The organism is Thalassovita aquimarina (genome assembly GCF_018219815.1).
Classification (GTDB): domain Bacteria; phylum Pseudomonadota; class Alphaproteobacteria; order Rhodobacterales; family Rhodobacteraceae; genus Thalassobius; species Thalassobius aquimarinus.
This window is the reverse complement of sequence record NZ_JADMKU010000005.1, coordinates 1-25,067: the sequence shown is the minus strand read 5'-3', so window position 1 is coordinate 25,067 and position 25,067 is coordinate 1. Positions and strand designations below refer to the sequence as shown.

27 protein-coding genes and 1 pseudogene are annotated in these 25,067 nt (G+C 62.1%); 10 read left to right on the top strand and 18 right to left on the bottom strand.

Annotated elements, in window-relative coordinates; translation table 11 throughout:
• The gene (locus IT775_RS07145; RefSeq protein ID WP_212700402.1) at nucleotides 1–378 is read left to right on the top strand and encodes a hypothetical protein; all 378 of its coding nucleotides are present in this window, start codon (nucleotides 1–3) and stop codon (nucleotides 376–378) included.
• A 36-nt stretch (nucleotides 379–414) separates the two neighbouring features.
• Here IT775_RS07145 and IT775_RS07140 read toward each other — a convergent pair whose 3' ends face one another.
• Nucleotides 415–696 (bottom strand): acylphosphatase, encoded by a 282-nt coding sequence (locus IT775_RS07140; RefSeq protein ID WP_212700401.1) that lies wholly within the window; start codon nucleotides 694–696, stop codon nucleotides 415–417.
• A 174-nt stretch (nucleotides 697–870) separates the two neighbouring features.
• On the opposite strand from IT775_RS07140, the gene IT775_RS07135 reads away from it, so the two are divergent.
• Nucleotides 871–1,167, top strand: a complete 297-nt coding sequence (locus IT775_RS07135) for an antibiotic biosynthesis monooxygenase family protein (protein ID WP_212700400.1) — start codon at nucleotides 871–873, stop codon at nucleotides 1,165–1,167.
• A 66-nt stretch (nucleotides 1,168–1,233) separates the two neighbouring features.
• Here IT775_RS07135 and IT775_RS07130 read toward each other — a convergent pair whose 3' ends face one another.
• A complete protein-coding gene (locus tag IT775_RS07130) occupies nucleotides 1,234–3,201 on the bottom strand; it encodes a protein meaA (protein WP_212700399.1) in 1,968 nt (655 codons plus the stop codon).
• A 151-nt stretch (nucleotides 3,202–3,352) separates the two neighbouring features.
• On the opposite strand from IT775_RS07130, the gene IT775_RS07125 reads away from it, so the two are divergent.
• The 4 genes and pseudogenes from IT775_RS07125 (at nucleotide 3,353) to IT775_RS07110 (ending at nucleotide 8,489) form a co-directional block, all read left to right on the top strand.
• Nucleotides 3,353–4,738: a 1-acyl-sn-glycerol-3-phosphate acyltransferase gene (locus IT775_RS07125; RefSeq protein WP_212700398.1), complete on the top strand. Its 1,386-nt coding sequence runs from the start codon at nucleotides 3,353–3,355 to the stop codon at nucleotides 4,736–4,738.
• Nucleotides 4,739–4,847: 109 nt separating this feature from the next.
• Complete coding sequence (gene ccrA / locus IT775_RS07120) at nucleotides 4,848–6,137, top strand: crotonyl-CoA carboxylase/reductase (RefSeq protein ID WP_212700397.1); 1,290 nt, start codon at nucleotides 4,848–4,850, stop codon at nucleotides 6,135–6,137.
• A 103-nt stretch (nucleotides 6,138–6,240) separates the two neighbouring features.
• Nucleotides 6,241–7,773, top strand: a complete 1,533-nt coding sequence (locus IT775_RS07115; protein WP_212700396.1) for an ATP-dependent DNA helicase — start codon at nucleotides 6,241–6,243, stop codon at nucleotides 7,771–7,773.
• Nucleotides 7,770–8,489 (top strand): annotated as a pseudogene (locus IT775_RS07110) (SDR family oxidoreductase). Before IT775_RS07115 ends, IT775_RS07110 begins: the two are co-directional and overlap by 4 nt.
• A gap of 36 nt (nucleotides 8,490–8,525) precedes the next feature.
• Here IT775_RS07110 and IT775_RS07105 read toward each other — a convergent pair.
• The 12 genes from IT775_RS07105 to IT775_RS07050 all read right to left on the bottom strand — a co-directional run bounded on the left by IT775_RS07105 (nucleotide 8,526) and on the right by IT775_RS07050 (nucleotide 18,018).
• Complete coding sequence (locus tag IT775_RS07105; protein ID WP_212700395.1) at nucleotides 8,526–9,290, bottom strand: TIGR02186 family protein; 765 nt, start codon at nucleotides 9,288–9,290, stop codon at nucleotides 8,526–8,528.
• Complete coding sequence (locus IT775_RS07100; protein ID WP_212700394.1) at nucleotides 9,287–10,213, bottom strand: sulfite exporter TauE/SafE family protein; 927 nt, start codon at nucleotides 10,211–10,213, stop codon at nucleotides 9,287–9,289. The genes IT775_RS07105 and IT775_RS07100 overlap by 4 nt, the downstream gene beginning before the upstream one ends.
• 134 nt (nucleotides 10,214–10,347) lie before the next feature.
• A complete protein-coding gene (locus IT775_RS07095) occupies nucleotides 10,348–11,313 on the bottom strand; it encodes an ABC transporter permease (protein ID WP_212700393.1) in 966 nt (321 codons plus the stop codon).
• 3 nt (nucleotides 11,314–11,316) lie between these two features.
• Nucleotides 11,317–12,411: an ABC transporter permease gene (locus IT775_RS07090; RefSeq protein WP_212700392.1), complete on the bottom strand. Its 1,095-nt coding sequence runs from the start codon at nucleotides 12,409–12,411 to the stop codon at nucleotides 11,317–11,319.
• Entirely contained in the window at nucleotides 12,411–13,946 is a 1,536-nt protein-coding gene (locus tag IT775_RS07085; RefSeq protein ID WP_212700391.1) for an ABC transporter ATP-binding protein, read from the bottom strand. The genes IT775_RS07090 and IT775_RS07085 overlap by 1 nt, the downstream gene beginning before the upstream one ends.
• Nucleotides 13,943–14,299 carry a hypothetical protein gene (locus tag IT775_RS07080; RefSeq protein ID WP_212700390.1) on the bottom strand — a complete coding sequence of 119 codons (357 nt, stop codon included), beginning with the start codon at nucleotides 14,297–14,299 and terminating at the stop codon, nucleotides 13,943–13,945. The genes IT775_RS07085 and IT775_RS07080 overlap by 4 nt, the downstream gene beginning before the upstream one ends.
• A gap of 78 nt (nucleotides 14,300–14,377) precedes the next feature.
• Nucleotides 14,378–15,364, bottom strand: a complete 987-nt coding sequence (locus IT775_RS07075; protein WP_212700389.1) for a BMP family lipoprotein — start codon at nucleotides 15,362–15,364, stop codon at nucleotides 14,378–14,380.
• A gap of 146 nt (nucleotides 15,365–15,510) precedes the next feature.
• Nucleotides 15,511–15,924 carry a GNAT family N-acetyltransferase gene (locus IT775_RS07070; RefSeq protein WP_212700388.1) on the bottom strand — a complete coding sequence of 138 codons (414 nt, stop codon included), beginning with the start codon at nucleotides 15,922–15,924 and terminating at the stop codon, nucleotides 15,511–15,513.
• Nucleotides 15,914–16,519, bottom strand: a complete 606-nt coding sequence (tsaB, locus tag IT775_RS07065; RefSeq protein ID WP_212700387.1) for a tRNA (adenosine(37)-N6)-threonylcarbamoyltransferase complex dimerization subunit type 1 TsaB — start codon at nucleotides 16,517–16,519, stop codon at nucleotides 15,914–15,916. The genes IT775_RS07070 and tsaB overlap by 11 nt, the downstream gene beginning before the upstream one ends.
• On the bottom strand, nucleotides 16,509–17,072 hold the full coding sequence (locus IT775_RS07060; protein WP_212700386.1) for a NifU family protein: 564 nt from the start codon (nucleotides 17,070–17,072) through the stop codon (nucleotides 16,509–16,511). The genes tsaB and IT775_RS07060 overlap by 11 nt, the downstream gene beginning before the upstream one ends.
• A 110-nt stretch (nucleotides 17,073–17,182) precedes the next feature.
• Nucleotides 17,183–17,638 (bottom strand): universal stress protein, encoded by a 456-nt coding sequence (locus IT775_RS07055; RefSeq protein WP_212700385.1) that lies wholly within the window; start codon nucleotides 17,636–17,638, stop codon nucleotides 17,183–17,185.
• A gap of 68 nt (nucleotides 17,639–17,706) precedes the next feature.
• Entirely contained in the window at nucleotides 17,707–18,018 is a 312-nt protein-coding gene (locus IT775_RS07050) for a hypothetical protein (protein ID WP_246525401.1), read from the bottom strand.
• A gap of 139 nt (nucleotides 18,019–18,157) precedes the next feature.
• Here IT775_RS07050 and IT775_RS07045 point away from each other — a divergent pair, with 139 nt between their 5' ends.
• Entirely contained in the window at nucleotides 18,158–18,742 is a 585-nt protein-coding gene (locus IT775_RS07045; protein WP_212700384.1) for a rhodanese-like domain-containing protein, read from the top strand.
• A gap of 96 nt (nucleotides 18,743–18,838) precedes the next feature.
• On the opposite strand, the gene IT775_RS07040 is transcribed toward IT775_RS07045, so the two are convergent.
• The 3 genes from IT775_RS07040 to IT775_RS07030 all read right to left on the bottom strand — a co-directional run bounded on the left by IT775_RS07040 (nucleotide 18,839) and on the right by IT775_RS07030 (nucleotide 19,908).
• Nucleotides 18,839–19,126: a DUF3175 domain-containing protein gene (locus IT775_RS07040; RefSeq protein ID WP_212700383.1), complete on the bottom strand. Its 288-nt coding sequence runs from the start codon at nucleotides 19,124–19,126 to the stop codon at nucleotides 18,839–18,841.
• A gap of 2 nt (nucleotides 19,127–19,128) precedes the next feature.
• Complete coding sequence (locus IT775_RS07035; RefSeq protein ID WP_212700382.1) at nucleotides 19,129–19,341, bottom strand: DUF2905 family protein; 213 nt, start codon at nucleotides 19,339–19,341, stop codon at nucleotides 19,129–19,131.
• A 99-nt stretch (nucleotides 19,342–19,440) separates the two neighbouring features.
• Nucleotides 19,441–19,908 carry an aminoacyl-tRNA deacylase gene (locus tag IT775_RS07030; protein ID WP_212700381.1) on the bottom strand — a complete coding sequence of 156 codons (468 nt, stop codon included), beginning with the start codon at nucleotides 19,906–19,908 and terminating at the stop codon, nucleotides 19,441–19,443.
• A 604-nt stretch (nucleotides 19,909–20,512) separates the two neighbouring features.
• Here IT775_RS07030 and IT775_RS07025 point away from each other — a divergent pair.
• Nucleotides 20,513–21,064: a T4SS efffector SepA family protein gene (locus tag IT775_RS07025; RefSeq protein WP_212700380.1), complete on the top strand. Its 552-nt coding sequence runs from the start codon at nucleotides 20,513–20,515 to the stop codon at nucleotides 21,062–21,064.
• On the opposite strand, the gene uvrB is transcribed toward IT775_RS07025, so the two are convergent.
• Nucleotides 21,061–23,259, bottom strand: coding sequence for an excinuclease ABC subunit UvrB (gene uvrB, locus IT775_RS07020; RefSeq protein WP_281414346.1), 2,199 nt, complete (start codon nucleotides 23,257–23,259; stop codon nucleotides 21,061–21,063). The genes IT775_RS07025 and uvrB overlap by 4 nt on opposite strands.
• Before the next feature lie 431 nt (nucleotides 23,260–23,690).
• Between uvrB and IT775_RS07015 the strand changes: the two genes are divergently transcribed.
• Both IT775_RS07015 and IT775_RS07010 read left to right on the top strand, forming a co-directional pair.
• The gene (locus IT775_RS07015) at nucleotides 23,691–24,002 is read left to right on the top strand and encodes an ETC complex I subunit (protein WP_212700379.1); all 312 of its coding nucleotides are present in this window, start codon (nucleotides 23,691–23,693) and stop codon (nucleotides 24,000–24,002) included.
• Between the two features lie 115 nt (nucleotides 24,003–24,117).
• On the top strand, nucleotides 24,118–24,765 hold the full coding sequence (locus tag IT775_RS07010; protein WP_212700378.1) for an alpha/beta family hydrolase: 648 nt from the start codon (nucleotides 24,118–24,120) through the stop codon (nucleotides 24,763–24,765).
• Nucleotides 24,766–25,067: the final 302 nt, after the last annotated feature.

Below are 25,067 nucleotides of genomic sequence, written 5' to 3'. Positions count from 1 at the left end.
ATGAGCGATCCGACATCGACTGAGGGGGCGTCGCCCGACGACAATACGATTCTGAATTCTCAGGCGCTGCGGGCGGCCGAGGAATTGCGGCAACTGGTTGCGGACGACCCGGACAAACTCGCCGGCGCCGGGCTGGCGCTGGCGATCGCACAGACGGCGTCCATCGCGCTGCAGGATGCTGCCGATCATATGCGGCGGGTTCAGATCCTGACCGAAGCCTCCTACGCGAATGCGCTGTGCAGCCCCGATGGGGCCGCCGATGCGCAAGGCGTGATCGATGCGGCGGCAAAGGCATCTCTGGCGGCCTCCGACCTGCTGTCGAAGACGGGGGATGCGGCATTGGAAATGCTCGACAAGCTGGCGGCGGCGGCGAAATGAACGTTCCGTGGCGGGGCGGCCCGCCACGGTCAGATATCAAGGCCGGATGTGAAAGCCCGAAAGCGTATCATCGTGCCGGGTCGCTTCGGTCTGGACATCGATGACCGAGGCCGCACCGGGCCCGTCCCACAAGTCATCGATCATGCGGTGCACGGCGTTTTCGTCGCCGTCGAACAGGGCACTGACAGATCCGTCATCGTTGTTGTTGCGAACCCATCCGGACAGGCCCAGGGTCTTGGCGCGTGATTGCGTCCAGGCGCGGAAGGCGACGCCCTGTACATTTCCGGTGACGCGGGCTTTCATGGCAAGGTGGTTCATGATCTCCCCTCCTTTTCAGGTCAACAGGGTAGGCCCGGACGGGTGAGTCGGGCAAGCGCCGCAGGGGGCGGTCATGCGATCTCTTCGGGCCGGTCGGAACGGTGCCGGGACCGGGGGCGGCGCGATCTGTGTTATCTTTCCCCATATCAACGGCATTCACCGGAGGGATCGCAGATGATTATGCGCATTTTTCAGGTCGTCACCCGACCCGGCAAGGAAGAGGAATTCGGCAAGTTCTTCAACGAAACGGCCATACCATTGATGAAAAGCACCAAGGGGATCGTCAGCGTTCTGCCTGGCGCGCCGCGCCCCGAAAGCCCCAGGGAATTCAGTTTCGTGATGATTTGGGAAAGTCTGGACGCGCTGAAGGCGTTCGTGGGCGACGATTACGCAAACCCGCATGTCGACCCTGCCGAGGCCGACCTCGTGGAATCCAGAACGATCCGGCACTATGACCTGGTCGAGGCCTAGCGGCGCCCGGCATCGTGGCTGATCGCAGGGCTTGCCGCACCGCCGAACGGTGCGGCAAGCCGTGGATTATTCCGCCGCCACGGCCTTCGGGTCGACCAGCGTCACGATGTCCTTCATGATCGCGTTCAGTTCGAAATCCTTCGGCGTGTAGACCTTGGCAACGCCCATTTCCCGCAACCGCACCGCATCGTTGTCGGGAATGATACCGCCGACGATGACGGGCACATGACCCAGACCGGCGGCGCGCATCCGATCCATCAGGTCCTCGACCAGCGGCATGTGCGATCCCGACAGGATCGACAAGCCGACCACATGCGCCCGGCTTTCCTGCGCCGCCTTGACCAGTTCCTCGGGCGTCAGCCGGATGCCTTCGTAATCGATGTCCATGCCGCAGTCGCGAGCGCGGAAGGCGATCTGTTCGGCGCCGTTGGAGTGGCCGTCGAGACCCGGCTTGCCGACCAGGAATTTCAGCCGCCGGCCCAGCTTGTCGCTGACCGCATCGATCGCTTCGCGGATATCTTCCAGGCCCTCGGTCTTGTTGCTGACCGATTTCGACACGCCGGTCGGACCGCGATATTCGCCGTAAACCGCGCGCATTTGCGCCGCCCATTCACCGGTCGTCACCCCGGCCCTGGCCGCTTCGATCGATGCGGGCATGATGTTGTCGCCTGCGGTCGCCGCGGCGCGCAGATCGGCCAGCGCCTTGTCGACCGCCGCCTGATCGCGTTCGGACTTCCAGCCGTTCAGACGTTCGATCTGTTCGGCCTCGACCGCCGGATCGACGGTCATGATGCCGCCGTCGCCGGTCATCAGCGGCGATGCTTCGCCCTCTGTCCACTTGTTCACGCCGACCACGATGGTGTCGTTCTTCTCGATCCGGTTCAGCCGCTCGGCGTTGGATTCGACCAGCCGCCCCTTCATGTATTCGATCGAGGCCACCGCCCCGCCCATGCCGTCGAGATTGGCCAATTCGTGCCGCGCGCCGTCCTTCAGCGCCTCGACCTTGGCGTCGACCGCCGGGTTGCCGTCGAACAGGTCCTCGTATTCCAGCAGGTCGGTTTCATAGGCCATGATCTGCTGCATCCTGAGCGACCATTGCTGATCCCACGGGCGCGGCAGGCCCAAGGCCTCGTTCCACGCGGGCAGTTGCACGGCGCGGGCGCGGGCCTTCTTCGACAGCGTCACCGCCAGCATTTCGATCAGGATGCGGTAGACGTTGTTTTCCGGCTGCTGTTCGGTCAGGCCCAGAGAGTTGACCTGCACCCCATAGCGGAAGCGGCGGAATTTCGGGTTGTCGACGCCATAGCGTTTTTCACAGATCTCGTCCCACAGGTCGACGAAGGCGCGCATCTTGCACATCTCGGTGACGAAACGGATGCCCGCGTTCACGAAGAAACTGATGCGGCCGACCATGGCCGGGAAATCCTCGGCCGGAACGCGCGGGCGCAATTCGTCCAGCACCGCCTGCGCGGTGGCCAGCGCGAAGGCCAGTTCCTGTTCCGGCGTCGCGCCCGCTTCCTGCAGGTGGTAGGAACAGACGTTCATCGGGTTCCATTTCGGCACGTTCGAATAGCAATATTCGGCCACGTCCGCGATCATCTTCAGCGACGGTTTCGGCGGACAGATATAGGTGCCGCGCGACAGGTATTCCTTGATCAGGTCGTTCTGCACCGTGCCCTGTAGTTTGCTGACATCCGCGCCCTGTTCCTCGGCCACCGCGATGTAAAGCGACAGCAGCCAAGGCGCCGTGGCGTTGATCGTCATCGAGGTGTTCATCTGTTCCAGCGGGATTTCGTCGAACAGCGCCCGCATGTCGCCCAGGTGGCAGACCGGCACACCGACCTTGCCGACTTCGCCCTTGGCCAGAACATGATCGCTGTCATAGCCGGTCTGGGTCGGCAGGTCGAAGGCCACCGAAAGACCGGTCTGCCCCTTGGACAGGTTCGAACGGTAAAGCGCGTTCGAGGCTTTGGCGGTCGAATGGCCCGCATAGGTGCGGAACAGCCACGGGCGGTCTTTGTGCGTCTCGGTCATGGCAACCTCGTGAATCAGGGTGGGCAATAATCTTTCGTTCGGCCGTTGATACTTGGAATTTTATGGCGCTGTCAATTCGCCGCAGTGCGGCATTTCCGAATTATTGCGCCTCGCGATTTACCGCACCGGAAAACCGGGCCATGCTGGCGGCATGACCACCACAGTTGAAATGCCGCTTTGGGCTCTTGTGCTGCTGATTGCATTTGCCGCGGTTACCTTCGCGTCGCATTTCCTGTTCCCGTCGGTGCGCTGGTTCTTCCGAAAGCGGATGGAACGGCTGGTGGCGCGGCTGAACACGCGGCTTACCCGGCCGATCGAACCGTTCAAGCTGGCCCGGCGCTATGACATGATCCAGCGCCTGATCTACGATCCCGATATCGGTCGGGCGATCACCGATCACGCCGCTAGCGAAGGCATCCCGGAAAACGTCGCATTCGAACATGCCCGGCGCTATGCGCGTGAAATCGTGCCGGCGTTCAGCGTCTGGACCTACTTCAGTTTTGCCGCGCGGTTGGCGCGTTGGCTGTCCCGGAGTTTCTATTCCATCCGGGTGATCAACCTGGACGGCGAACGGATCGAAAAGCTCGACACCGAAGCGACGGTGGTTCTGGTGATGAACCATCGCAGCAATATGGATTATGTTCTGCTGACCTATCTGGCCGCGCCGCGCGGTGCGCTGAGCTACGCAGTGGGCGAATGGGCGCGTGTCTGGCCGCTTAGTCGGCTGATCCGCGCCTTGGGCGCCTATTTCATCCGGCGTCGGGATGGCAATCCTCTCTATCGTGAAATACTGGCGAAATACATCTACCTGGCGACCCGCGCAGGGGTCACGCAGGCGGTTTTCCCCGAAGGCGGGCTAAGCCAGACCGGTCGCTTGTCGGCACCTAAACTGGGTATTCTGAAGTATATCGTGGAAGCGCACGACCCCGATGGCCGCGATGTGATTTTTTTGCCGGTGGCGCTGAATTACGATCACGTTCTGGAAGATACCACGTTGCTTGCCGCCGCCCGGAAATCAGAGCGCCGGTTTCGGGTGCCGCTGCGGTCGGTTCTGGCCGGGGTGCTGAAAGTGATCCGGATGGGGCAGGCGGGGCGCAGGCGGCGCTATGGATACGCCGGTGTGAGTTTCGGGCAGCCGTTGTCGCTTTCCGGGTTCGACGGCGATGTTCAGGCGCTGGCAGACGAAATGATGCGCCGGATCGCGGCGGAAATACCGGTGCTGCCGGTGCCGGTCATCGCGCATCTTCTGCTGAGCGAAGGCGCAATGGACCGGGTGGCGCTGGAACTGCGGATGAAGAAACTGGTGGCGGGGATCGATCGTGCAACGGTTTACTGGTCCCGCGACAATGCTGGGCTGGCGGTGGAGCAAGCCCTGACGCTGCTGCAACAGCGCAATCTGATCCGGATGGAAGGCGAAACGATCATCCCGGCAGAGCGGGAAATGCCGCATTTGCGCTACTATGCGGCTTCGGTAGAGCATCTTTTTCGCTCCTGCAGCACAGAGAGCTCGGATTTTTCTGCGCCTGCGAGGTCATAAAATTACAAAATCATCCTAATGTGGATTGCATTGTTGCGCGGCCATCTTTATCTCTCAGGGCAGATAGCGCGATTCTGCATCGCGGCATGACCTATAAATGGAGGCAAGGATGGCTCTGGATACCGAAACGGGGATCGCCCCCTACGACGCGCCTGAAAAGGACCTTTACGAGATCGGTGAAATGCCCCCGCTGGGCTATGTGCCGAAAAAAATGTACGCTTGGGCGATCCGTCAGGACCGTCACGGCGAACCGGACAAATCTTTCCAGGTCGAGGTCGTCGATACCTGGAAAATCGACAGCCACGAAGTGCTGGTCCTCGTGATGGCGGCGGGCGTGAACTACAACGGCGTCTGGGCCGGGCTCGGCGTTCCGATTTCGCCCTTCGATTCGCACAAGCATCCCTATCACGTCGCAGGGTCCGACGCGTCCGGCATCGTCTGGGCCGTTGGCGACAAGGTGAAGACCTGGAAAGTGGGCGACGAAGTCGTGATCCACTGCAACCAGGACGACGGCGACGACGAGGAATGCAACGGCGGCGACCCGATGTTTTCGCCGACCCAGCGGATCTGGGGCTATGAAACCTATGATGGGTCGTTTTCGCAGTTCACCCGGGTACAGGCACAGCAGCTGATGCGCCGTCCCAAGCACCTGACCTGGGAAGAAAGCGCCTGTTACACGCTGACGCTGGCCACCGCCTACCGGATGCTGTTCGGCCATCACCCGCACGAACTGAAGCCGGGCCAGAACGTTCTGGTCTGGGGGGCCTCGGGTGGGCTGGGATCCTTCGCGATCCAACTGGCCAATGCCGCCGGCGCCAACGCGATCGGGGTGATCTCGGACGAGGACAAGCGCGATTTCGTGATGTCCCTGGGCGCCAAGGGCGTGATCAACCGCAAGGATTTCGATTGCTGGGGGCAGCTGCCCACGGTGAACACACCCGAATACAATGCATGGCTGAAAGAGGCGCGCAAATTCGGCAAGGCGATCTGGGATATCCTGGGCAAGGGCGTGAGCGTCGACATGGTGTTCGAACATCCCGGCGAAGCGACGTTCCCGGTATCGACCCTGGTGGTGAAAAAAGGCGGCATGGTCGTGATCTGCGCCGGTACCTCGGGGTTCAACTGTACCTTTGACGTCCGTTATATGTGGATGCATCAGAAGCGTCTGCAGGGATCGCATTTCGCGCATCTCAAGCAGGCGTCGGCGGCGAACAAGCTGATGATCGAACGCCGGATCGATCCCTGCATGTCCGAGGTTTTCCCGTGGGCGGAAATCCCCGATGCGCACCTGAAGATGCTGCGCAACGAACACAAGCCCGGCAACATGGCGGTGCTGGTTCAGGCCCCGAAAACCGGGTTGCGCACCTTCGAGGACGTGCTGGAAGCGGGCAAGAAGTAATCCCGTCTTTTCAGACCGAAAGCATCGAACCGCGGCGTCTTGGGCGCCGCGGTTTCGCCTTTCATGCCTAGCCCTTTGCGTGGCCCCGATATAGGGTCACGCCATGACTGTTCCAGCGCTGCAATTTTCCCATGATCAGGCCGAAGCCTATGACCGTATCGCCGAGGCGCTGCGTTCGGTTGGTGTCGATCTGCAAGACGGAACCCTGACACCGCCGCAGGAGGGCAAGACACGGGTTCTGGCCGTCACCGGCAAGGCCGGATCGGGCAAGACGTTGCTGCTGGCGGAGCTTTACAAGGCATTGGAAGCGGCGGGCGTCGACGTGGTGTCGGGCGACTACGAAGGCCGCAAGCGCAAGGACCGGCGCACGTTGGCGATCCTGGCGCCGACCAACAAGGCGGCGAGCGTTTTGCGGAACCGCCGCGTGCCCGCCACCACCATCCACCGCATCCTCTACACGCCTGTCTACGACCCGGAATACGAAAAGATCGCCGAATGGCTGGCGGGCAACGGCGAAAAACCCGAAATCGAGGGGCTGACCGACGAGGCGCTGGAGCGCGCTTCCGGCTTTTACCAGCTGCACAAATCGATCCCCGGCGCTTTGGCGACGGCGGGGTTGCGGGGCAGCGATTTCATCACCGGCTGGAAACGGCGCGACGATCCGCTCGATATCGGGTTTGTCGATGAATCCTCGATGCTTGATGACAAGCAGTTCGCGGACCTGAAGGAAATCTTCCCCACCCTGATCCTGTTCGGCGACCCGGCGCAGCTGGCCCCGGTCGGGCAATCGGGCAAGATGGTGTTCGACACGATGCCGGAACCGGCGGTGTTGAACCTGCACCGCATTCACCGGCAGGAGGCCGACAACCCGATCCTCGATCTTGCCCATGCGCTGGCCGACCCCGAGGTCGGGTTCGAGGATTTCGAACGGCTGGTCGAACAGACCGCGCGCAAGGACGAACGCGTCGTCTGGGCGCAGCGGGTGGAGGTCGACCTGATGGCCCGTTCCCCGGTTCTGGTCTGGCGCAACGCCACGCGCATCCGGCTGATCAACGCGTTCCGGAACGTCTATGAGGCGCCCGAGGACGAATTGCTGGTGGGCGAACCGCTGATCTGCGACGGTATCGAATTGCCGCTGAAGCACCGCAAGAAACGGCTCGACCTGGAAGCGCGCGGCCTGATCAAGGGGGCGCAGGTCATCTATCTGGGCCGGGGGCGCAAATCGGGATTTTCCCGGTTGCACGTGATGGGGGCCGAGGACCCGCAGGTTTCCGCCGCCTCGATCGTGAAGATCGAAAAACCGGACGAGGAAGAACCCTTCATCCCCTTCGCCGCCCGCATGGGCGCGGTGTTCCTGCATGGCGCCGCGGTGACGATCCACAAGGCGCAGGGGTCGCAATGGCGCGACGTGCAGGTATTCGCCCCCGATCTTTACGCCGCATCGCGGATGGGTCGGGTCGAGGCCGGGCAGCCCTTGTGGAAACGTCTGGCCTATGTTGCCATCACCCGGGCCGAGGAACGGCTGCACTGGGTGGTGCGGGCGCGGCTGTCGAAGCCCAGCGGGCCGCTCAGGGTCGATGACCTGAAAGTGGCCCCGGCGCCGCTGGCCCTGCAACTGGAGGAGGGAGAGGCATGAAAACCATCGTCATCACCGGCGCCAGCGCCGGGATCGGCGCCGCCTGCGCACGGCTGTTTCTGGATCGGGGCTGGCGCGTCGGGTTGCTGGCGCGGCGGCGCGGGGCGTTGGAATAGGTAGCGGGTGGCAATGAAAATGCCGTCATCCTGCCCTGCGACGTGACCGACCCCGACAGCGTCGAGGCCGCCTTCGACAGTTTCGTCGATCAGGCCGGGCGTCTGGACGTGCTGTTCAACAATGCGGGCATGTTCGGGTCCGCCGCGCCGATCGACGAAATCAGCGTCGAGGAATGGCGGCAGGTGCGGTCGGTGAACCTCGACGGGATGTTCCTGTGCGCCCGCGCGGCTTTCGCCCGGATGCGGGCGCAAAATCCCCAGGGCGGGCGGATCATCAACAACGGGTCGATCAGCGCCCATGTGCCGCGCGAAGGATCGGTCACCTATACCACGACCAAGCACGCGATCACCGGGCTGACCAAGACGCTGTCCTTGGACGGGCGCGCCTACGACATCGCCTGCGGCCAGAGCGATATCGGCAATGCGCGGACCGAGTTGCTGGAAGGCATCATCGCCAAGAACCCGGACAACCCGCCTCCGACGATGGCGGTCGAGGATGTCTCCAAGGCGGTGCTTCAGATGACCGAACTGGGGCCCGAGGCGAACGTGCAGTTCATGACGCTCATGGCGACCAAGATGCCCTTTATCGGGCGCGGCTGAGCAGTCTGCGACAGGCAGGCCAAGACCCGGTTTGAGCTACCCGTTGCGGATCAGCCGAAACGCCGTCGAGGCGCCCCAGCCCGCCAGCACCGCGATGATGATCGACAGCAGCCCGTAAACCGGTGCTTGTTCATGCGCCAGATTGTAGAGGAACCGTTCCAGGCCCACCTTGTGCACATCGATGACGGTTTCGAAATGCGAAACCACGCTGCCGCTGCGGGTCAGGAAAATCCGTGCCCTGTAATCGCCTTCGGTCAGGTTCGACGGCAGCGCGATCGAGGTCCGGAACAGCGTCTGCTGGTCGACGGCCACCGCGTTTTCCAATTGCTGGTAACTGCCGTTTTCCTTCTGGATACGGATCAGTGCCTTGGTAAAGTCCTGAGTGTTGCCGAATTCCACCGTGCGGCTGACCGTTTGGATGGCACGGTCCACGGTGATGTCGTAGCGTTCGTTTTCGATCCGGTCCAGCACCTGGTCCAGCGGCCCGCTGGAGGCGACAGCATAAAAGGCCGGGGCGCTTTCGACCTGCAGTTCGGCGGTATTGACCCAGATGCCGAAGCGGCGGTCCTTGCGCCGCACCGTGATCGGCGCCGAAGGCCCCTCGATGGCGATGATGACCTCAAGCGGGACCTCGGGGATCGGCGTTTCGCGCTTGATCGCGCCGAAGATCAGCATGTCGGACCCGTCGAAACGCGCGGTGATCGCCACTTCGCTCTGCGACAGGCCAAGCACGATTTCTTCTTCCGCAATGGCCTGCAGCGGGATCACGGAGATGAAAAGGAGGAGCAGGAAACGGATCATTCCACGTCCTCCACCTTGGCCAGAGAATAGATCTCGTTCGGTTCGATCAAGAGTTCCAGCGCGATCTTGCCGCAGACAGCCAACACCAGGAGCGCCAGCAGAACCCGCAGCATTTCGGCCCGCAGCTTCACCCCGATCCCGGTTCCGACCTGCGCCCCGACAACGCCGCCGATCAGCAGGAACAACGCCAGCGGCAGGTCCACCGTGTGGTTGGTGATCGCGTGCAAGAGCGTGGTGAACCCTGCGACGAATATGATCTGGAACAACGAGGTGCCTACAACCACCTTGGTCGGCATGCCTAGGATATAGATCATCGCCGGCACCATGATGAAGCCGCCGCCCACCCCCATCACGGCGGCCAGCAACCCGACGGCGAATCCCACCAGAAGCGGCGGGATCGACGATATGTAAAGCCCCGAGGCGCGGAACCGCATCTTGAAGGGCAGGGCGTGGACCCAGTTGCGCTGCTTGCGTTTTTTCGGCACCACGCCGCCCGCTTTGCGGGCGCGCTGGATGGCGCGAAGGCTTTCGATGAACATCAACCCGCCGATGATGCCCAGGAACACGACATAGCAAAGCCGAACCAGCAGATCGACTTGCCCCAGGGATCTGAGATAGTTGAAGATCACCACCCCGAACGCCGACCCCACCAGCCCCCCGGCCAGCAGCACGTACCCCATTTTCAGATCGACGGTCTTGCGTTTCAGATGCGCCAACAGGCCGGACACCGACGAGGCCACGATCTGGTTGGCCGAGGTCGCCACCGCCACGGTGGGCGGGATGCCGATGAAAAACAGCAGCGGCGTGATCAGGAACCCACCGCCGACGCCGAAAATGCCCGACAGGATGCCCACGATGCCGCCCAGCCCCAAAAGCAGGAAGGCATTGACCGAAACTTCGGCGATGGGCAGGTAGATATTCATGCCCGTTCCTAGCTCGACGCCCGCTACGTAATCAAGCGTGCTGCGCCGCAATATCCTGTATCAACGGTCCGGTGTGCCCCGAAGGGCATATCAGATTTGTGACACAGCATAGCAGAATGGAATACTGCGGGTCTCTAGCGTTCCTTCACATAGGGTTCGCCGCCGGCGCGCGGCGGGATCGCCTTGCCGACGAAACCGGCGAGGATCACCACGGTCAGGATATAGGGCAGCGCGTCCATCACCTGCACCGGGATCACCACCCCGCCCAGATCGATGTTCTGATACCGCAGGGCGACGGCCTGCAGCAGGCCGAACAGCAGGGTCGACGACAGCGCGTACCACGGCCGCCACTTGGCAAAGATCAACGCCGCCAGCGCGATGTAACCGCGTCCCGCCGTCATGTCCTTGACGAAGCCCGCCTGCAGCGCGGTGGCCAGATAGGCCCCGGCGATGCCGCACAGGATGCCGCAGATCGCCACCGCCGCATAGCGCAGTCCCACCACCGACACGCCCGCGGTATCGACCGCGGCCGGGTTTTCCCCCACCGCGCGCAGCCGCAGCCCGAAACGGGTCCGGTACAGCACCCACCAAGTCGCCGGCACGCAGAGGAAGGCGACATAGACCAGGATCGTGTGGCCAGAGATCAGGTCATGGTAAAGCGGCCCGATCACCGGCACCGGGTGCAGCGTGTCGGCCAGCGGCAAGGTGATCGGTTCGAACCGCGCGCCCCCGATCAGCGACGGTGTGCGGCCACCCTGCTTGAACCAGTCCTGCGCGATCAACACCGTCATCCCGGCGGCGAGGAAATTGATCGCCACCCCCGAAATCAGCTGATTGCCCCGGAAGGTAATCGACGCCAGCCCGTGCAGCCCCGCTAGCACCATCGAACTGCCGATCCCGGCCAAGAGGCCCAGCCAGACCGATCCGGTCAGATAGGCCACTGCGGCCGAAAAGAAGGCGGCAAGAAGCATCTTGCCTTCCAGCCCGATATCGAAGATGCCCGCGCGCTCGCTGAACAGACCGGCAAGGCAGGCCAGCAGCAGCGGGGTGGCAAGGCGAACGGTTGAATCGAGAACCTGCAAAAGCGTAAGATAATCCATCGCTCAACCCTCCGTCTTGCGCAGCGCCAGGAACATCCGTTCCAAAGGTATCCGCACCATGTTGTCCAATGCCCCGGTAAACAGGATCACCAGCGCCTGGATCACCACGATCAGTTCGCGCGGGATATTGGTCCACAAGGCCAGTTCCGCCCCGCCCTGATAAAGGAAGCCGAACAAGATCGCCGCGAGGAACACCCCGAACGGGTGATTGCGCCCCATCAGCGACACCGCGATGCCGATGAAACCGGCGCCCTCGACCGCGTTCAGCACCAGCCGTTCGGCTTCGCCCATCACGTTGTTGATCGCCATCATCCCGGCCAGACCACCGGAAATCAGCATCGCCAGCATGGTGATCTTGAACGGCGAAATACCGGCATAGCGCGCACCGCTTTCGGATTTGCCGAAAGCACGGATTTCATAGCCCAGCCGTGTCCGCCAGATCAGCGCCCAGACCCCGAAACAGGCCAGCACCGCGACGATCAGGCTGATATTGGCGGGGGCCGATTTGGAAAAGCTGATGCCGAACGGAGCCAGCAGTTCATGCAGCGTCGGCAGGTTGGTGGCGGCGGGGAATTTCGCCGTGGCCGGGTCCATCGCGCCCTTGGGGCGCAGCAGGTTGACCAGGACGTAGTTCAGCAGCGCCGCGGCGATGAAATTGAACATGATGGTGGTGATCACGATATGGCTGCCGCGCCGGGCCTGAAGGTAGGCCGGGATCGCCGCCCAAGCGGCGCCGAACAGGGCCGAGGCCGCGATCGCGCCGAGAATGGCGATGGACCAGTGCGGCCAGGGTACGAACAGGCAGATCAGCGCGACGCCCAGCCCGCCCAGCATCGCCTGACCTTCGCCGCCGATATTGAACATGCTGGCATGAAACGCCACCGCCACCGCCAGGCCGGTGAACATGAAGTTGGTGGCGTAATAAAGCGTATAGCCCCAGCCATAGGTCGATCCCAACGCGCCGGTCACCATCAGTTTGACCGCCGCCACCGGGTCTTCGCCGATCCCAAGGATCACCAGCGCCGACAGGATCGCGGCGAGGATCAGTGAAATCAGCGGGATCAGCACCACGTCGGCCCATTTCGGCATGATGTCCATCAGGCAGCCCCCCCATTTGCCACGCCCGCCATCAACAGGCCCAGTTCCTGCGCATTGGTGTCTTCGGGCAGGCGTTCGCCCATGATCATGCCGTCGAACATCACCGCGATGCGGTCCGACAGGCTCATGATCTCGTCCAGTTCGACGCTGACCAGCAGGATCGCCTTGCCCTCGTCGCGCAGGGCGATGATCTGTTTGTGGATGAATTCGATGGCGCCGATATCGACGCCGCGAGTGGGCTGACCCACCAGCAGCAGGTCGGGATTGCACTCGATTTCCCGCGCCACCACGATTTTCTGCTGATTGCCGCCGGAAAAGTTCTTCGCCGGCAATGACGGATCTGGCGGGCGCACATCGAACTTTTCCATCTTGCGCGCGGTGTCGGCGCGCAGCGCCGCGTTGTCCATGAACAACGCGTTCTTCTGATAGGCAGGATCGTGGTGATAACCAAAGCCGACGTTTTCCCAGGCCTGGAAGTCCATGATAAGCCCTTCGCTCTGGCGATCCTCCGGCACATGGGCGATGCCGCGGGCACGGCGCGATTGACCGTCCGAATGCTTGCCGGTCAGGTCGATTTCCGCACCGTTCACCCGGATCGTGCCTTGGGCGGCGCTCACACCGCCCAGCACTTCCAGCAATTCCGACTGGCCGTTGCCGGCGACCCCGGCAATGCCGAGGATTTCGCCGGCGCGGATGTTCAGCGATATGCCCTTTAGGCGTTCCACGCCGCTGTCGTCGGTCACCTGCAGGTCTTCCACCTCCAGCACCGTCTTGCCCGGTCGTGCCGGGGCTTTCTCGACCCTGAGCAGAACCTTGCGCCCGACCATCAGTTCGGCCAGTTGCTCGGGGCTGGTTTCGGCGGTTTTGACCGTCGCGGTCATTTCCCCGCGCCGCATCACCGAAACCGTGTCGGTGATGTCCATGATCTCGCGCAGCTTGTGGGTGATCAGGATGATAGTCTTGCCCTCTTCTCGCAGCCGGGCAAGGATGCGGAACAGCTGATCGGCCTCGGTCGGGGTCAGGACCCCGGTCGGTTCGTCAAGGATCAGGATATTGGCCTGACGATAGAGCGCCTTGAGAATCTCCACCCGCTGCTGATGGCCGACGGAAAGGTTTTCGATCAGCGCGTCGGGATCGACATGCAGTTCGTATTCCTGTTCCAGCCGCCGCAATTCGCGCCGCGCCTTGCCCAGAGAAGGGCGCAACAGCGCCCCATCTTCGGCCCCCAGCACGATGTTTTCCAGAACGGTGAAATTCTGCACCAGCTTGAAATGCTGGAACACCATGCCGATCCCGGCGGCGATGGCGGCCTGGCTGTCGGGGATGGCGGTTTTCTGCCCCTTGATGAAAATCTCGCCGGCATCGGCTTTGTAGAATCCATAGAGGATCGACATCAGCGTCGATTTGCCAGCGCCGTTTTCGCCGATGATGCCATGGATGGTCCCCGGCTGCACCGCGATCGATATGTCCTTGTTGGCCTGAACCGGCCCGAACGCCTTGGAAATGCCTTTCAGTTCGATTGCCGGTGAGGTCATTCAGGCTCCCCCAGTCCCGCGAAGCCGATCAGACGGGCCGCTTTGCCGTCGTCATTCAGATCGATCATGTATTGTCCGTATTGCGTTGTGCCGTCGGCCATTTCGAAGGCGATGGTGGCGCGGTAGTGGCCTTTGGTTTCACTGAGAGCAGCAACCCGGGCCGTCGCTCCGGGGGCGTATTGAGTATACATCGCGACATAGGCGATCAGCGCATCGGCCCCGGTGATCGTTTCCGGCGTACGCGGGTCGGCATAATAGAACGGATCTGAAAGCGCGCCTCGCAACGCCTCCGCCCGCGTCCCCGCATCCGGGTCGCCCCAGGCCGCGAAGAAGGTTTCAATCGCCTGCGTCATGCGAAATCCCCCTATCGGTAAGGGCCGCACCGCCTTGGCACGGCCCCTGTTGTCGTTAAATTTTCACCTGATGGTGGATTACATCGGACAAGTGTTGTCGGCCATGTAATCATGCACGGTCAGGGCGCCGTTGGCGATCTGCGCCTTGGCCCCGTCCACTGCCGATTTCATGTCATCCGACACCAGCGACGTGTTGTGTTCGTCGAGCGCATAGTCGATGCCGCCGTTGGCCACGCCCATTACGTTGAAGCCGGTTTCCATGTCGACGCCCGCTTTCAGCGCGTCGTAAACCGCGTTGTCAACGCGCTTCATCATCGAGGTCAGGACCTTGCCCGGGTGCATGTAGTTCTGGTTGCTGTCGACACCGATCGACAGGATGTCTTCGTCCGCGGCGGTCTGCAGCACGCCAACGCCGGTGCCGCCGGCTGCGGCATAGACCACGTCGGCACCCTGGGAAATCTGCGCCTTGGTCAGTTCCGATCCCTTCACCGGGTCGTTCCAGGCGGCGGGAGTGGTGCCGGTCATGTTCTGGATCACCTTGGCATCGGGGTTCACCGCCTTCACGCCCTGCACGTAACCGCAGGCGAATTTGCGGATCAGCGGGATATCCATGCCCCCGATGAAGCCGACGGTGCCCGATTTCGATGCCAGCGCGGCCATCATGCCGACCAGGTAGGACCCTTCATGTTCGTTGAACACGACCGAGCGTACATTCGGCTGATCCACCACCATGTCGATGATGGCGAATTTGGTGTCCGGATAATCGGGAGCCACTTCGGACAGAACGTTGCCGAAGGCAAAGCCGGTCATCACGATCGGATTGGATCCGGCTTCGGCGAAGCGGCGAAGTGCCTGTTCCCGCTGTGCTTCGGATTGCAGTTCGATCTCACGGAAGCTGCCGCCGGTTTCCTCGGCCCAGCGGGAGGCACCGGAAAAAGCGGCCTCGTTGAAGGACTTGTCGAACTTTCCGCCGAGGTCGAAAATCAGGGCCGGTTCGGCAAGGACGGCGCCGGCGCTCAGTGCGACGGCCGCGGCTGCGCCAAAGAGATTCTGCATGAGACTCATAATATTCTCCCATAGATTTTTTATTTGCAGCTGCGTGAAAAGACGGCCGCACAAGAGCAGATTTGATCTGTCCGGACGGATTTAGGACGCAGCGCCGAGAAAGCGTCAATATCAAACAGGCGAAAATCTTTTACTCGACGGTCAATTCACGGATGACCTCGCGTCATGATCCATGCCGCGACCCGGGATCCGTCGGTTTGCCGATAATAATTCGGCCGTTCTGCCGTCTTGGCATAGCCGTTTGCCCGGTAAAGGGCGATGGCCGGCAGGTTGTTTTCCGCCACTTCGAGGAAAAACGTCTCCGCCCGCCTGCGCAGAGCTTCGTCATGGTAGAGCTGCAGCACCATGCGCCCCTGTCCCTGCCGCTGATACGCCGGGTCGGTGGCAAGCGTCAACAACTCGGCCTCGCCCGCAATCACCCGGCCCAGGGCAAAGGCGTGATCGGTCTCGACCAGAAAAACGTGGGGCGAGGCCAGGAGATCGCGGAATTCCGCTTCCGACCACGGGCGCTGCGTGGTGAAGGCCGCGCGGTGCAGACGGGCCAGCGCCTCAGGCGTCATCGGGCAGGATCACCGGTGCCGGGTCGCGCGGCGGCGCAGCGTCGGCGGCCTTGATGTAGAGCGGGGCAGGGGGGAGAGGGTTGGGATCGGAAAGGCGGGATTGGGCTATTTTCGCGATATTCGGGGCCAGTTTGTCTGTATCGGGCGTCGCTAACGGGACGTCTTGCATGATTTCCAAAAGCTCATCGCTCGATGCGAGATAAGGCGCTTGCCCTTCCGGCGCGAGATAGGCTTGGCCGCGCGGACCGGGCACAGCGGGGATCGCGACATGATCGAGATCCAGTGCAATGGCCTCGAAGCTGTTCACGCCGATCGCCGGGATGTCCAGCGCCAGCGCCAGCCCGCGCGCGGCGGAAACAGAAATGCGGATGCCGGTGAAATTGCCCGGTCCCACGCCGACGCCGATGGCGTCCAGATCGGCCCAGTTCACGCCGCCTTCGGCCAGCACCTGTTCCAGCAGGGGAAACAGCCGTTCCGCCTGTCCCCGGCCCATGTCTTCGGCCCGCGCCGCGATTACCCGGTCGCCCGACAGCAAAGCGGCCGCGCAATGCGCGGCCGATGTGTCAAAGCCCAGGATCAGTGGTTCAGACGGCAACGGGGCGTACCTCGGTCACTTCGGGGATGTAGTGGCGCAGCAGGTTTTCGATCCCCATCTTCAGCGTCAGGGTCGAGGACGGGCAGCCGGCGCAGGCGCCCTGCATATGCAGGTAAACGACGCCGCGGTCGAAGCCGTGGAAGGTGATGTCGCCACCATCCTGCGCCACGGCGGGGCGCACGCGTGTATCCAGGAGTTCCTTGATCTGGCCGACGATCTCGGAATCAGGGCCGTCGTGATCGGCATGGCCTGAGGCGGCTTCGCTATCGCCCGCCATCACCGGCTGACCGGATTGGAAATGCTCCATGATCGCGCCCAGGATGCCGGGTTTGATATGATCCCACTCGACATCTTCGGACTTGGTGACGGTCACGAAATCGCCGCCGAAGAAAACGCCGGTCACGCCGTTGACGGCGAAAATCCGTTGCGCCAGCGGCGATGCGCCCGCCGTTTCCGCCGAAGGGAAATCAGCAGTGCCGGTGCCAAGCACGGCCTGCCCGGGCAGGAATTTCAAAGTGGCCGGATTCGGCGTGGATTCGGTTTGAATAAACATCGCGGGAACACCTTTCTGATTAACTCAGGATATGCGCCTCGCATGGCCATGTGTCAAGGTTTGGAATGATTCTAAATGTATCTGGCGGCGGGCGCGGAGGGTATTTCCCCTCAGGTGATCGCCTCCAGCCGTTCCTTGGACAGGTCGCCCGGCACGATGGTGATCGGCACCGGCAAGGTGCCCGCGCTGCGGCTCAGCTGGGTGACCAGCGGCCCCGGCCCCTTCTTGTCGGTGCCTGCGCCGAGAACCAGCACACCGATTTCGGGATTCTCCGCGATCTGGCTCAGGATTTCGGTGACCGCTTCACCTTCCCGGATCACCAATTCGGGGTTGATGCCCTGTCGGTCGCGCATCCATTTAGCGAAGACCTCGTAGTGGACCTCGATCCGTTCGCGCGCTTCTTCGCGCATGATGTCGCCGACGCCGATCCAGTGATTGAATTCCTCGGGCGCGATCACCGACAGGATTTGCACTCCGCCGCCGGTCTTCGCCGCGCGCATCGCCGCGAACCGCATCGCGTTCAGGCATTCGCGGCTGTCATCCAGTATGACCAGGAACTTACGCATCACTTTCCCCCCGTTCCGCGCGATCATGGCGCAGCCGGATTGTTCTGGCAACCAAGCTGTGAAACGGGTCAGCTGCAGATGGCCGCGGCGGTGGCGCCGAATTCCTTGTAGCGCAGCCAGAACCGTTCATTGGATCGGCTGTCGGATTGGCGGACTTCCTGCGCCTTGTGCGGGTCGCGGAAAAACTTGGCGGCGCGGCGCTGATCCGAGCGGCTGAGCGTCTGGTTCGCCACATGCTGGATGCAGCGGCACAGTGCCCAGCTTTTCTGTTGCCGTGGCGACGCCATGCAGGCGCGGTCGATCGGCCCGGCTTGCGCGCTGTCGATGCCCAGCGGGGCGAACATCGCCGCAAGACATGCGGCCCAAAGGATGCGTTTCATTTCTCTGCCTCGATCCGTTCGGCGGGGGGGTGTTTTCACCTTTTCCTGACCGCCGCACATGTTACCTTCTGATTAAATTATGCCCGAGCGCGGCGATGATTTCAATTGCGCCCCTGCCGCAGGGGACAAGGAGGATGGGATGACGAAACTGTTGAGCGTACTGTTGTTGCTGCCGGTCATGGCCTGGGCGGAAGATCGTCCGGTGAATATCGGCAAGGAGGTCCCGTCGGTCACGGTGCCCGTGCCGGGGGGCGAGGCCGAGATCCGCCGCATTCCGGACAATGCCAACCAGCTGACCGGCGACTGGGCGCGCACCTCGCGCCCGTGTCCGCCGTTCTGCATTCAGCCGATGACGCCCGCCCCAGGCGTCACCACCATCGGCGAACTGGAACTGATGGAAATGCTGCAGGACCCCGAGGTCGTGGTGATGGACAGCCGCACACCGGAATGGTTCGCCGGAGGGTCGATTCCGGGCGCGATCAACGTGCCCTATACGCAGGTGATCGACCGCCTCGGCGATCTGGGCTGCGAAGTGGATTTCGACGGTTATGTCTGCGAAGCCCCGAAACGGGTGGCCCTGTTCTGTAATGGCAACTGGTGCGGCCAGTCGCCCACCGCGATCCGCAACATGATCGAAGCGGGCTTCCCAGCCGATCATATCTCCTATTATCGCGGCGGCATACAGGCCTGGCGCCTGTTGGGGCTGAGCGTGACCGGGGAATAACGGATGCGGCTGATCTTGTTGGGTGGGTTTCTTGTGCTGGCCGGCTGCGGTGTGCCGCTGGTGCCCTTCGTGTGAAACCGGGCGCTGCGCACAAGGCTAGTCCGGACGCTCCCGGCACAACGCGCGCAGCTCCGTCTTGGCCTGTTCCAGGATCTTTCTGCGTTCCGGGTCGAGATCGCGGCCGGCCCGGTTGATGTAGAAGTTCAGTATGGACATCGCCGATTGCAGCACCGTGCCCTTGCGCCGGGGGCTTTCCTCGGCCGCGCGTTTCAGCGACGCCGCGATGCGTTTCGGATCGTCCCAGGTGAAGACACCTTTTTCGAGGTCTAGCGCATGGCTGGTTTCGGTGACCTTCCGCGACCATTTCCGCGCGTCTCCGACCATGGTCAACGGCCCAGGAACAGGCGGATCAGGCCCAGCAGGAGGGACAGCGCGACCGACACCAGTACCGCGCTGGTGACCGGTATACAGAGCCGGAAGTTTTCCCGCTCGATCACGATGTCGCCCGGCAGCCGCCCAAGGCCAAGCCGCGTCAGCGGCCCCCAGAACAGGCCGAGCAGGATCAGGACGAGGCCAAGCAGGATCAGCAGGCGGGACATGGATAAAGGGTAGCGGGCGACGCCGCCGCTGTCGAGCGGGGGCACTGCGCCGCCTCGGGCCCGGCGGCCCGCCGTCCCCGACAGACCGGTCGCGGCGTGCTAGTGCACGCAGATCGAACCGTGTTCTGCATCCTGCATCAGCTTGTCGAAATCGCGGCCTTTCATTTCGATCAGGGTTCGGTGATCGCCGGCTTCGAACCAGACCTTGTCGAGCCCCGACAGGCTGTTGTCGACGATGGTGTCCAGGTCGTAAGCCGCGCCAACCGGCGGTGCGGCGCCGGGGCTGCAATCGTCGAACAGGTCTTCCAGTTCGCTTTCCGGGGCCAGGCCGATGGGGTGGTGGATCATCGACTGCAGCCGCGACAGGTCGAGCTGATGATTGGCCGGCAGCACCGCCAGCATCGGACCGTCCTCCTTGTGGATCAGCACCGATTTGGCCAGGTGATCGCCGGGCACATGGGCCATTAAGGCGTTTTCCAGCGCGGTGGCGGCGTAGCGGTGGGTCAGTATTTCGAAGGGCAGGCCGCTGGCCTGCAGATGATGTTCGAGACGGGCAGAAAGTGACATGGCGTCCTCCGGTTCAGGGGGCGCCCCGGCCGCGGGCCTTGGGCGGCGCGACCAGCGCGCCTTTGTCGAGTGATGCGCCAGTCTGCCCCCGATCGGGTGAGTCGGGCAAGGGGAGTGCGTGTTTCGTGATCCGGCAGGCAGGCGGGGCATTGGGCCGGCACGCTCACCTCGCGCGGGCATTGATGTGGAACCCGTCGCCGTCTCTTGCGCTGCGCCATCGCCGGGCCGCCCGTCGCACCGTAGGTGCGCTGCGCATAGATCGGCTCTCCTGCGGCGAGACGGCACGGCGATTGGGTGAGGTTGGCGCATCGTTTGGAGGGTCTGCGGGACGTAGGGATAAACTGCCATATCGCAAGTACCGGATCGCCGCATCGCCGCCCGGCGATGGCGCGGCTTGGGATTGGGGGAGGTGCGTGAACGGTGCGTGAGGGATTCTAGTTGAGAGGTCGGGTGGATTTACAGCCCAACGATTGGAGTAGGGTGTAGGAAGGGATGGTGGGTGGAAAGCTCACTCTACGGCTTAGCAAAAACATTTCCATAAATTCATATTGACTCCATTATTGATAATTTATAACCATAAATATGAAATTATGGAGCAAGGGAAATGCCAACTATTGAAATAACAGAACACGATTTTTTACGACTTCAGCGCTACGCTGAGCCACTTGTGGATACAGCAACAACAGCGTTCACCAAGGTGCTTGATATGTTGGAGAGTATTAATGCTGCCGAAGAAGCTGTTCCATCGATGTCTGAAAAGAATGGCAGAAAAGTCGAAGTCTTCGGAGCTGGTTCTATCCCTCCACTAAGACATGCAAAATTGATGGCAGGTTCTTTCCGGGGCAAGTCGCCAGATAAAGCAACTTGGGACGCAATGGTGCGTCTGGCACTGGAAACTCTTTTTTCGGAGTATGGCGACGTCCAGATGTTGCGTGGAACCTCTGGGGCAAATGTGGTGCAGGGTCAAAAGACTGACGAGGGATATAAATATCTCCCAGATTTGGGCTTTTCGTATCAAGGCGTTTCCGCGGAGGATGCGGTCGAAATCATAGTTCGGTCGGCAAGGGTGCTGAATGCGAACGCCTGGATTGATTTCGTTTGGAGGAATAAGGCTGATGCATTTCGTCCCGGGGAACAGGGCCGTATTGAAATCTAACGCTTGGAGCGCTTCTTCACACCACCCCTTTGCCCCGGCCGTCCCGCCGTTGAGCGCCCACGCGCGGCGCCGGCGGCTTCCACCGCGTCCTCGATGACCGATTGCCGCGCCAGCGGGTCGTCGGACACCGCCAAGTCGACCGCTTCCAGCCGCTTGATCTCGTCGCGCAGCCTTGCGGCTTCCTCGAATTCCAGGTTTTCGGCGGCCTTGCGCATCTCGGTGCGCAGCCCGTCCAGATGCGCCTCCAGGTTGGCGCCGTGCAGCGGCTTGTCGACCTTGGCGGTGACGCGGCTCTGATCGGTATCGCCCTTGTAGAGCCCGGCGAGGATATCCTCGACATTCTTCTTCACCGTCGCGGGGGTGATGCCGTGTTCCTCGTTATAAGCGATCTGTTTCACCCGGCGCCGTTCGGTTTCCGCCAGCGCCCGTTCCATCGACCCGGTGATCCGGTCGGCATACATGATGACCCGGCCCTCGGCATTCCGCGCGGCGCGGCCGATGGTCTGGATCAGCGAGGTTTCCGAACGCAGGAAGCCTTCCTTGTCGGCGTCCAGAATGGCCACCAGCCCGCATTCGGGAATGTCGAGACCCTCGCGCAGCAGGTTGATGCCGATCAGCACGTCGAAGGCCCCCAGACGCAGGTCGCGCAGGATCTCGATCCGCTCGATCGTGTCGATGTCGCTGTGCATGTAGCGCACGCGGATGCCCTGTTCGTGCATGTATTCGGTCAGGTCCTCGGCCATCCGCTTGGTCAGCGTGGTGACCAGCGTGCGGAACCCGTTGGCGGAAACCTTGCGCACCTCGTCCAGCAGATCGTCCACCTGCATTTCGACGGGGCGGATTTCCACCTCGGGGTCCAACAGGCCGGTCGGGCGGATCACCTGTTCGGTGAACACGCCGCCGGTCTGTTCCAGTTCCCACGCGGCGGGGGTGGCCGAGACGAAGACCGATTGCGGCCGCATCGCGTCCCATTCCTCGAACTTCAGCGGGCGGTTATCCATGCAGGACGGCAGCCGGAATCCGTGTTCGGCCAGCGTCATCTTGCGCCGGAAGTCGCCTTTATACATGCCGCCGATCTGCGGCACGCTGACATGGGATTCATCGGCGAAGACGATGGCGTGGTCGGGGATGAATTCGAACAGGGTGGGCGGCGGTTCGCCCGGGGCGCGGCCCGTCAGGTAGCGCGAATAATTCTCGATCCCGTTGCAGACGCCGGTCGCCTCCAGCATTTCCAGATCGAAATTGGTGCGCTGTTCCAGCCGCTGCGCTTCCAGCAGCTTGCCTTCGCCGACCAGCTGATCGAGCCGCTGGCGCAGTTCCTTCTTGATGCCCTGGATGGCCTGTTGCATCGTCGGTTTCGGCGTCACGTAGTGCGAATTGGCGTAGACCCGGATGCGGTCGAACGTGTCGGTCTTTTCCCCCGTCAAAGGATCGAATTCGGTGATCGCTTCCAGCTCTTCGCCGAAGAAGCTGAGTTTCCAGGCCCGGTCCTCAAGGTGGGCGGGCCAGATTTCCAACACGTCGCCGCGCACCCGGAACGATCCGCGCTGGAACGCTGCGTCATTGCGGCGGTATTGCTGGGCGACCAGATCGGCGATGATCTGGCGTTGGTCATATTCGTTGCCCGCGATCAGGTCCTGAGTCATCGCGCCGTAGGTTTCCACCGACCCGATACCGTAGATGCAGCTGACCGAGGCGACGATGATCACGTCGTCGCGTTCCAAGAGCGCCCGGGTGGCCGAGTGGCGCATCCGGTCGATCTGTTCGTTGATCTGGCTTTCCTTCTCGATATAGGTGTCCGAACGCGCGACATAGGCCTCGGGCTGGTAGTAGTCGTAGTAGGACACGAAATATTCCACCGCGTTGTCGGGGAAGAAGCCCTTGAATTCGCCGTAGAGCTGGGCCGCCAGCGTCTTGTTCGGGGCCAGGATGATGGCGGGCCGCTGCGTTTGCTCGATCACCTTGGCCATGGTGAAGGTCTTGCCGGTGCCGGTGGCGCCCAGCAGCACCTGATCGTGTTCGCCGTTCACGACGCCCTCGGACAGTTCGGCGATCGCGGTGGGCTGGTCGCCGGCCGGGTCGAAATCCGTCTTCATCACGAAGCGCTTGCCGCCTTCCAGCTTGTCGCGGTTTTTCACGTCCGGGGCGGGGGCGTGCATCATCGGTGCCGTTTTGTCGGAATGGGCATAGGGCATGGGACTCTCCGGTGGTTGCAGACCAATTTGATCGCTTTTTGTTCTCTTTCAACCCCATTTCGCCTGATCCGGCAGAATTGCCGGTTCCCAACCTGTCCGCGGGGAGGAGATGTCAAGGACGTATATATTGACGGCCTTGGGAAAGTTGCCGGGTGGCGGCGGCAATTGAAACAATGTTGCGCGGTATTGCCAAAAGGTGTCTTTGAGCTGTATCATTTGAAAATAAGAGGCATGCTTGGCTGCCGGCTGGACCGCGACATACCTACCCCTCACTCCCCGTGGTTCTTCTGGCAGCCAACGCTGTTTTCTTTGCTCCCTCTGAAGATGCAACCAGGCACGCGAGGTGCGGTTTTTCCCGGCCCTGCTTTGGTTCCCGCTCTTGCAAAAATGCGTCGTATTCAGGATAAGACGGCAAAGCAGAGGAGTCGCGGATGCGCGCACGTATTTACCAACCCGCCCGCAACGCCATGCAATCGGGCATGGCCAAGACCCGTCAATGGGTTCTGGATTACGAACCGGCCGAAGCGCGGGACATCGACCCGCTGATGGGCTGGACGTCCAGCGCAGATACCCAAACTCAGGTCAGGCTGAAATTCGACAGCAAGGATGCGGCGCTGGAATACGCCCGCGAACATGGGCTGGACGCGGTCGTGATCGAACCCCACAAGCGCAAACCGAATGTGCGCGCGGGCGGCTATGGCGAAAACTTCGCAACCAACCGCCGGGGTGTGTGGACCCACTGAGTAGCAAATCGCGATCAAGTTGGCGCGGAAACGTGCTCAAGGTCCGGCGGAACAACGTGATTTTCTACAAACAGGGCGCCCGATGGGCGCCTTTCCTCTATCTGGAGCAAGCGTGATGGCCGGACCGGATTTCCTCCTGAACGGTGATGAACCGGGGCGTACGACCGTGCTCCTGGCCCATGGCGCCGGTGCGCCGATGGATACCCCTTGGATGACGACGGTCGCCGAAGGTCTCGCTGCCCATGGCCTACGGGTCGCACGGTTCGAATTCGCCTACATGGCCGGTCGCCGCACGGGCGGACCCAAACAGCCGCAGCCGAAGGCCGAAAGGATCGTGCCCGAATACCTCGCGGCTATTGACGCGCTCACCTGCGACGGCCCGCTGATCATCGGGGGGAAGAGCATGGGGGGCAGGATCGCCAGTATGATCGCCGATGACCTCTGCAAGCAGGGGCGGATTGCAGGCCTCGTCTGCCTCGGCTTCCCCTTCCACGCGCCGAACAAGCCGGACACCATGCGCGGGCAGCATCTGGCCGAAATGTCCTGCCGCACCCTTATTTGTCAGGGCACCCGGGACCGGTTCGGCAAGCTCGAAGAGGTCGAAGGTTACGAACTGTCGCCTCAGGTGCAGCTATGTTGGCTGGAAGATGGCGATCACGATCTGAAGCCGCGCAAGAAGGTCACCGGCCTCGGCATCGAGGACCACCTCGCAACGACCTGTTTGGCAATCGCAGACTGGTGTGTTTCCGTACAGGCGGTGTAAACTGTCCGAGGGCGGCGGGAAGTTGAACTCCCCCAGTGATCGGCTTCGTCAAGGGCGGTTACTGAATTCAGGGCGACCGGCAAAAAATCTTCTTTGATCGTGCCTGACCTCGCTCTTCGGTTTCGATGCCATACATGTAAGCATGTGGCGACGACGCGCCATGGCGTGTTTTCGCAACTGTGTAATCGTCTGTCGCCAACTTGGCGCTTGATACATTTCGCGACAAAAAATCTTGGGAAATCCGAAGACGGCTGGACTATGAGGATGCGCATGACCGAACTACCCCATATCCTCGTGGTGGA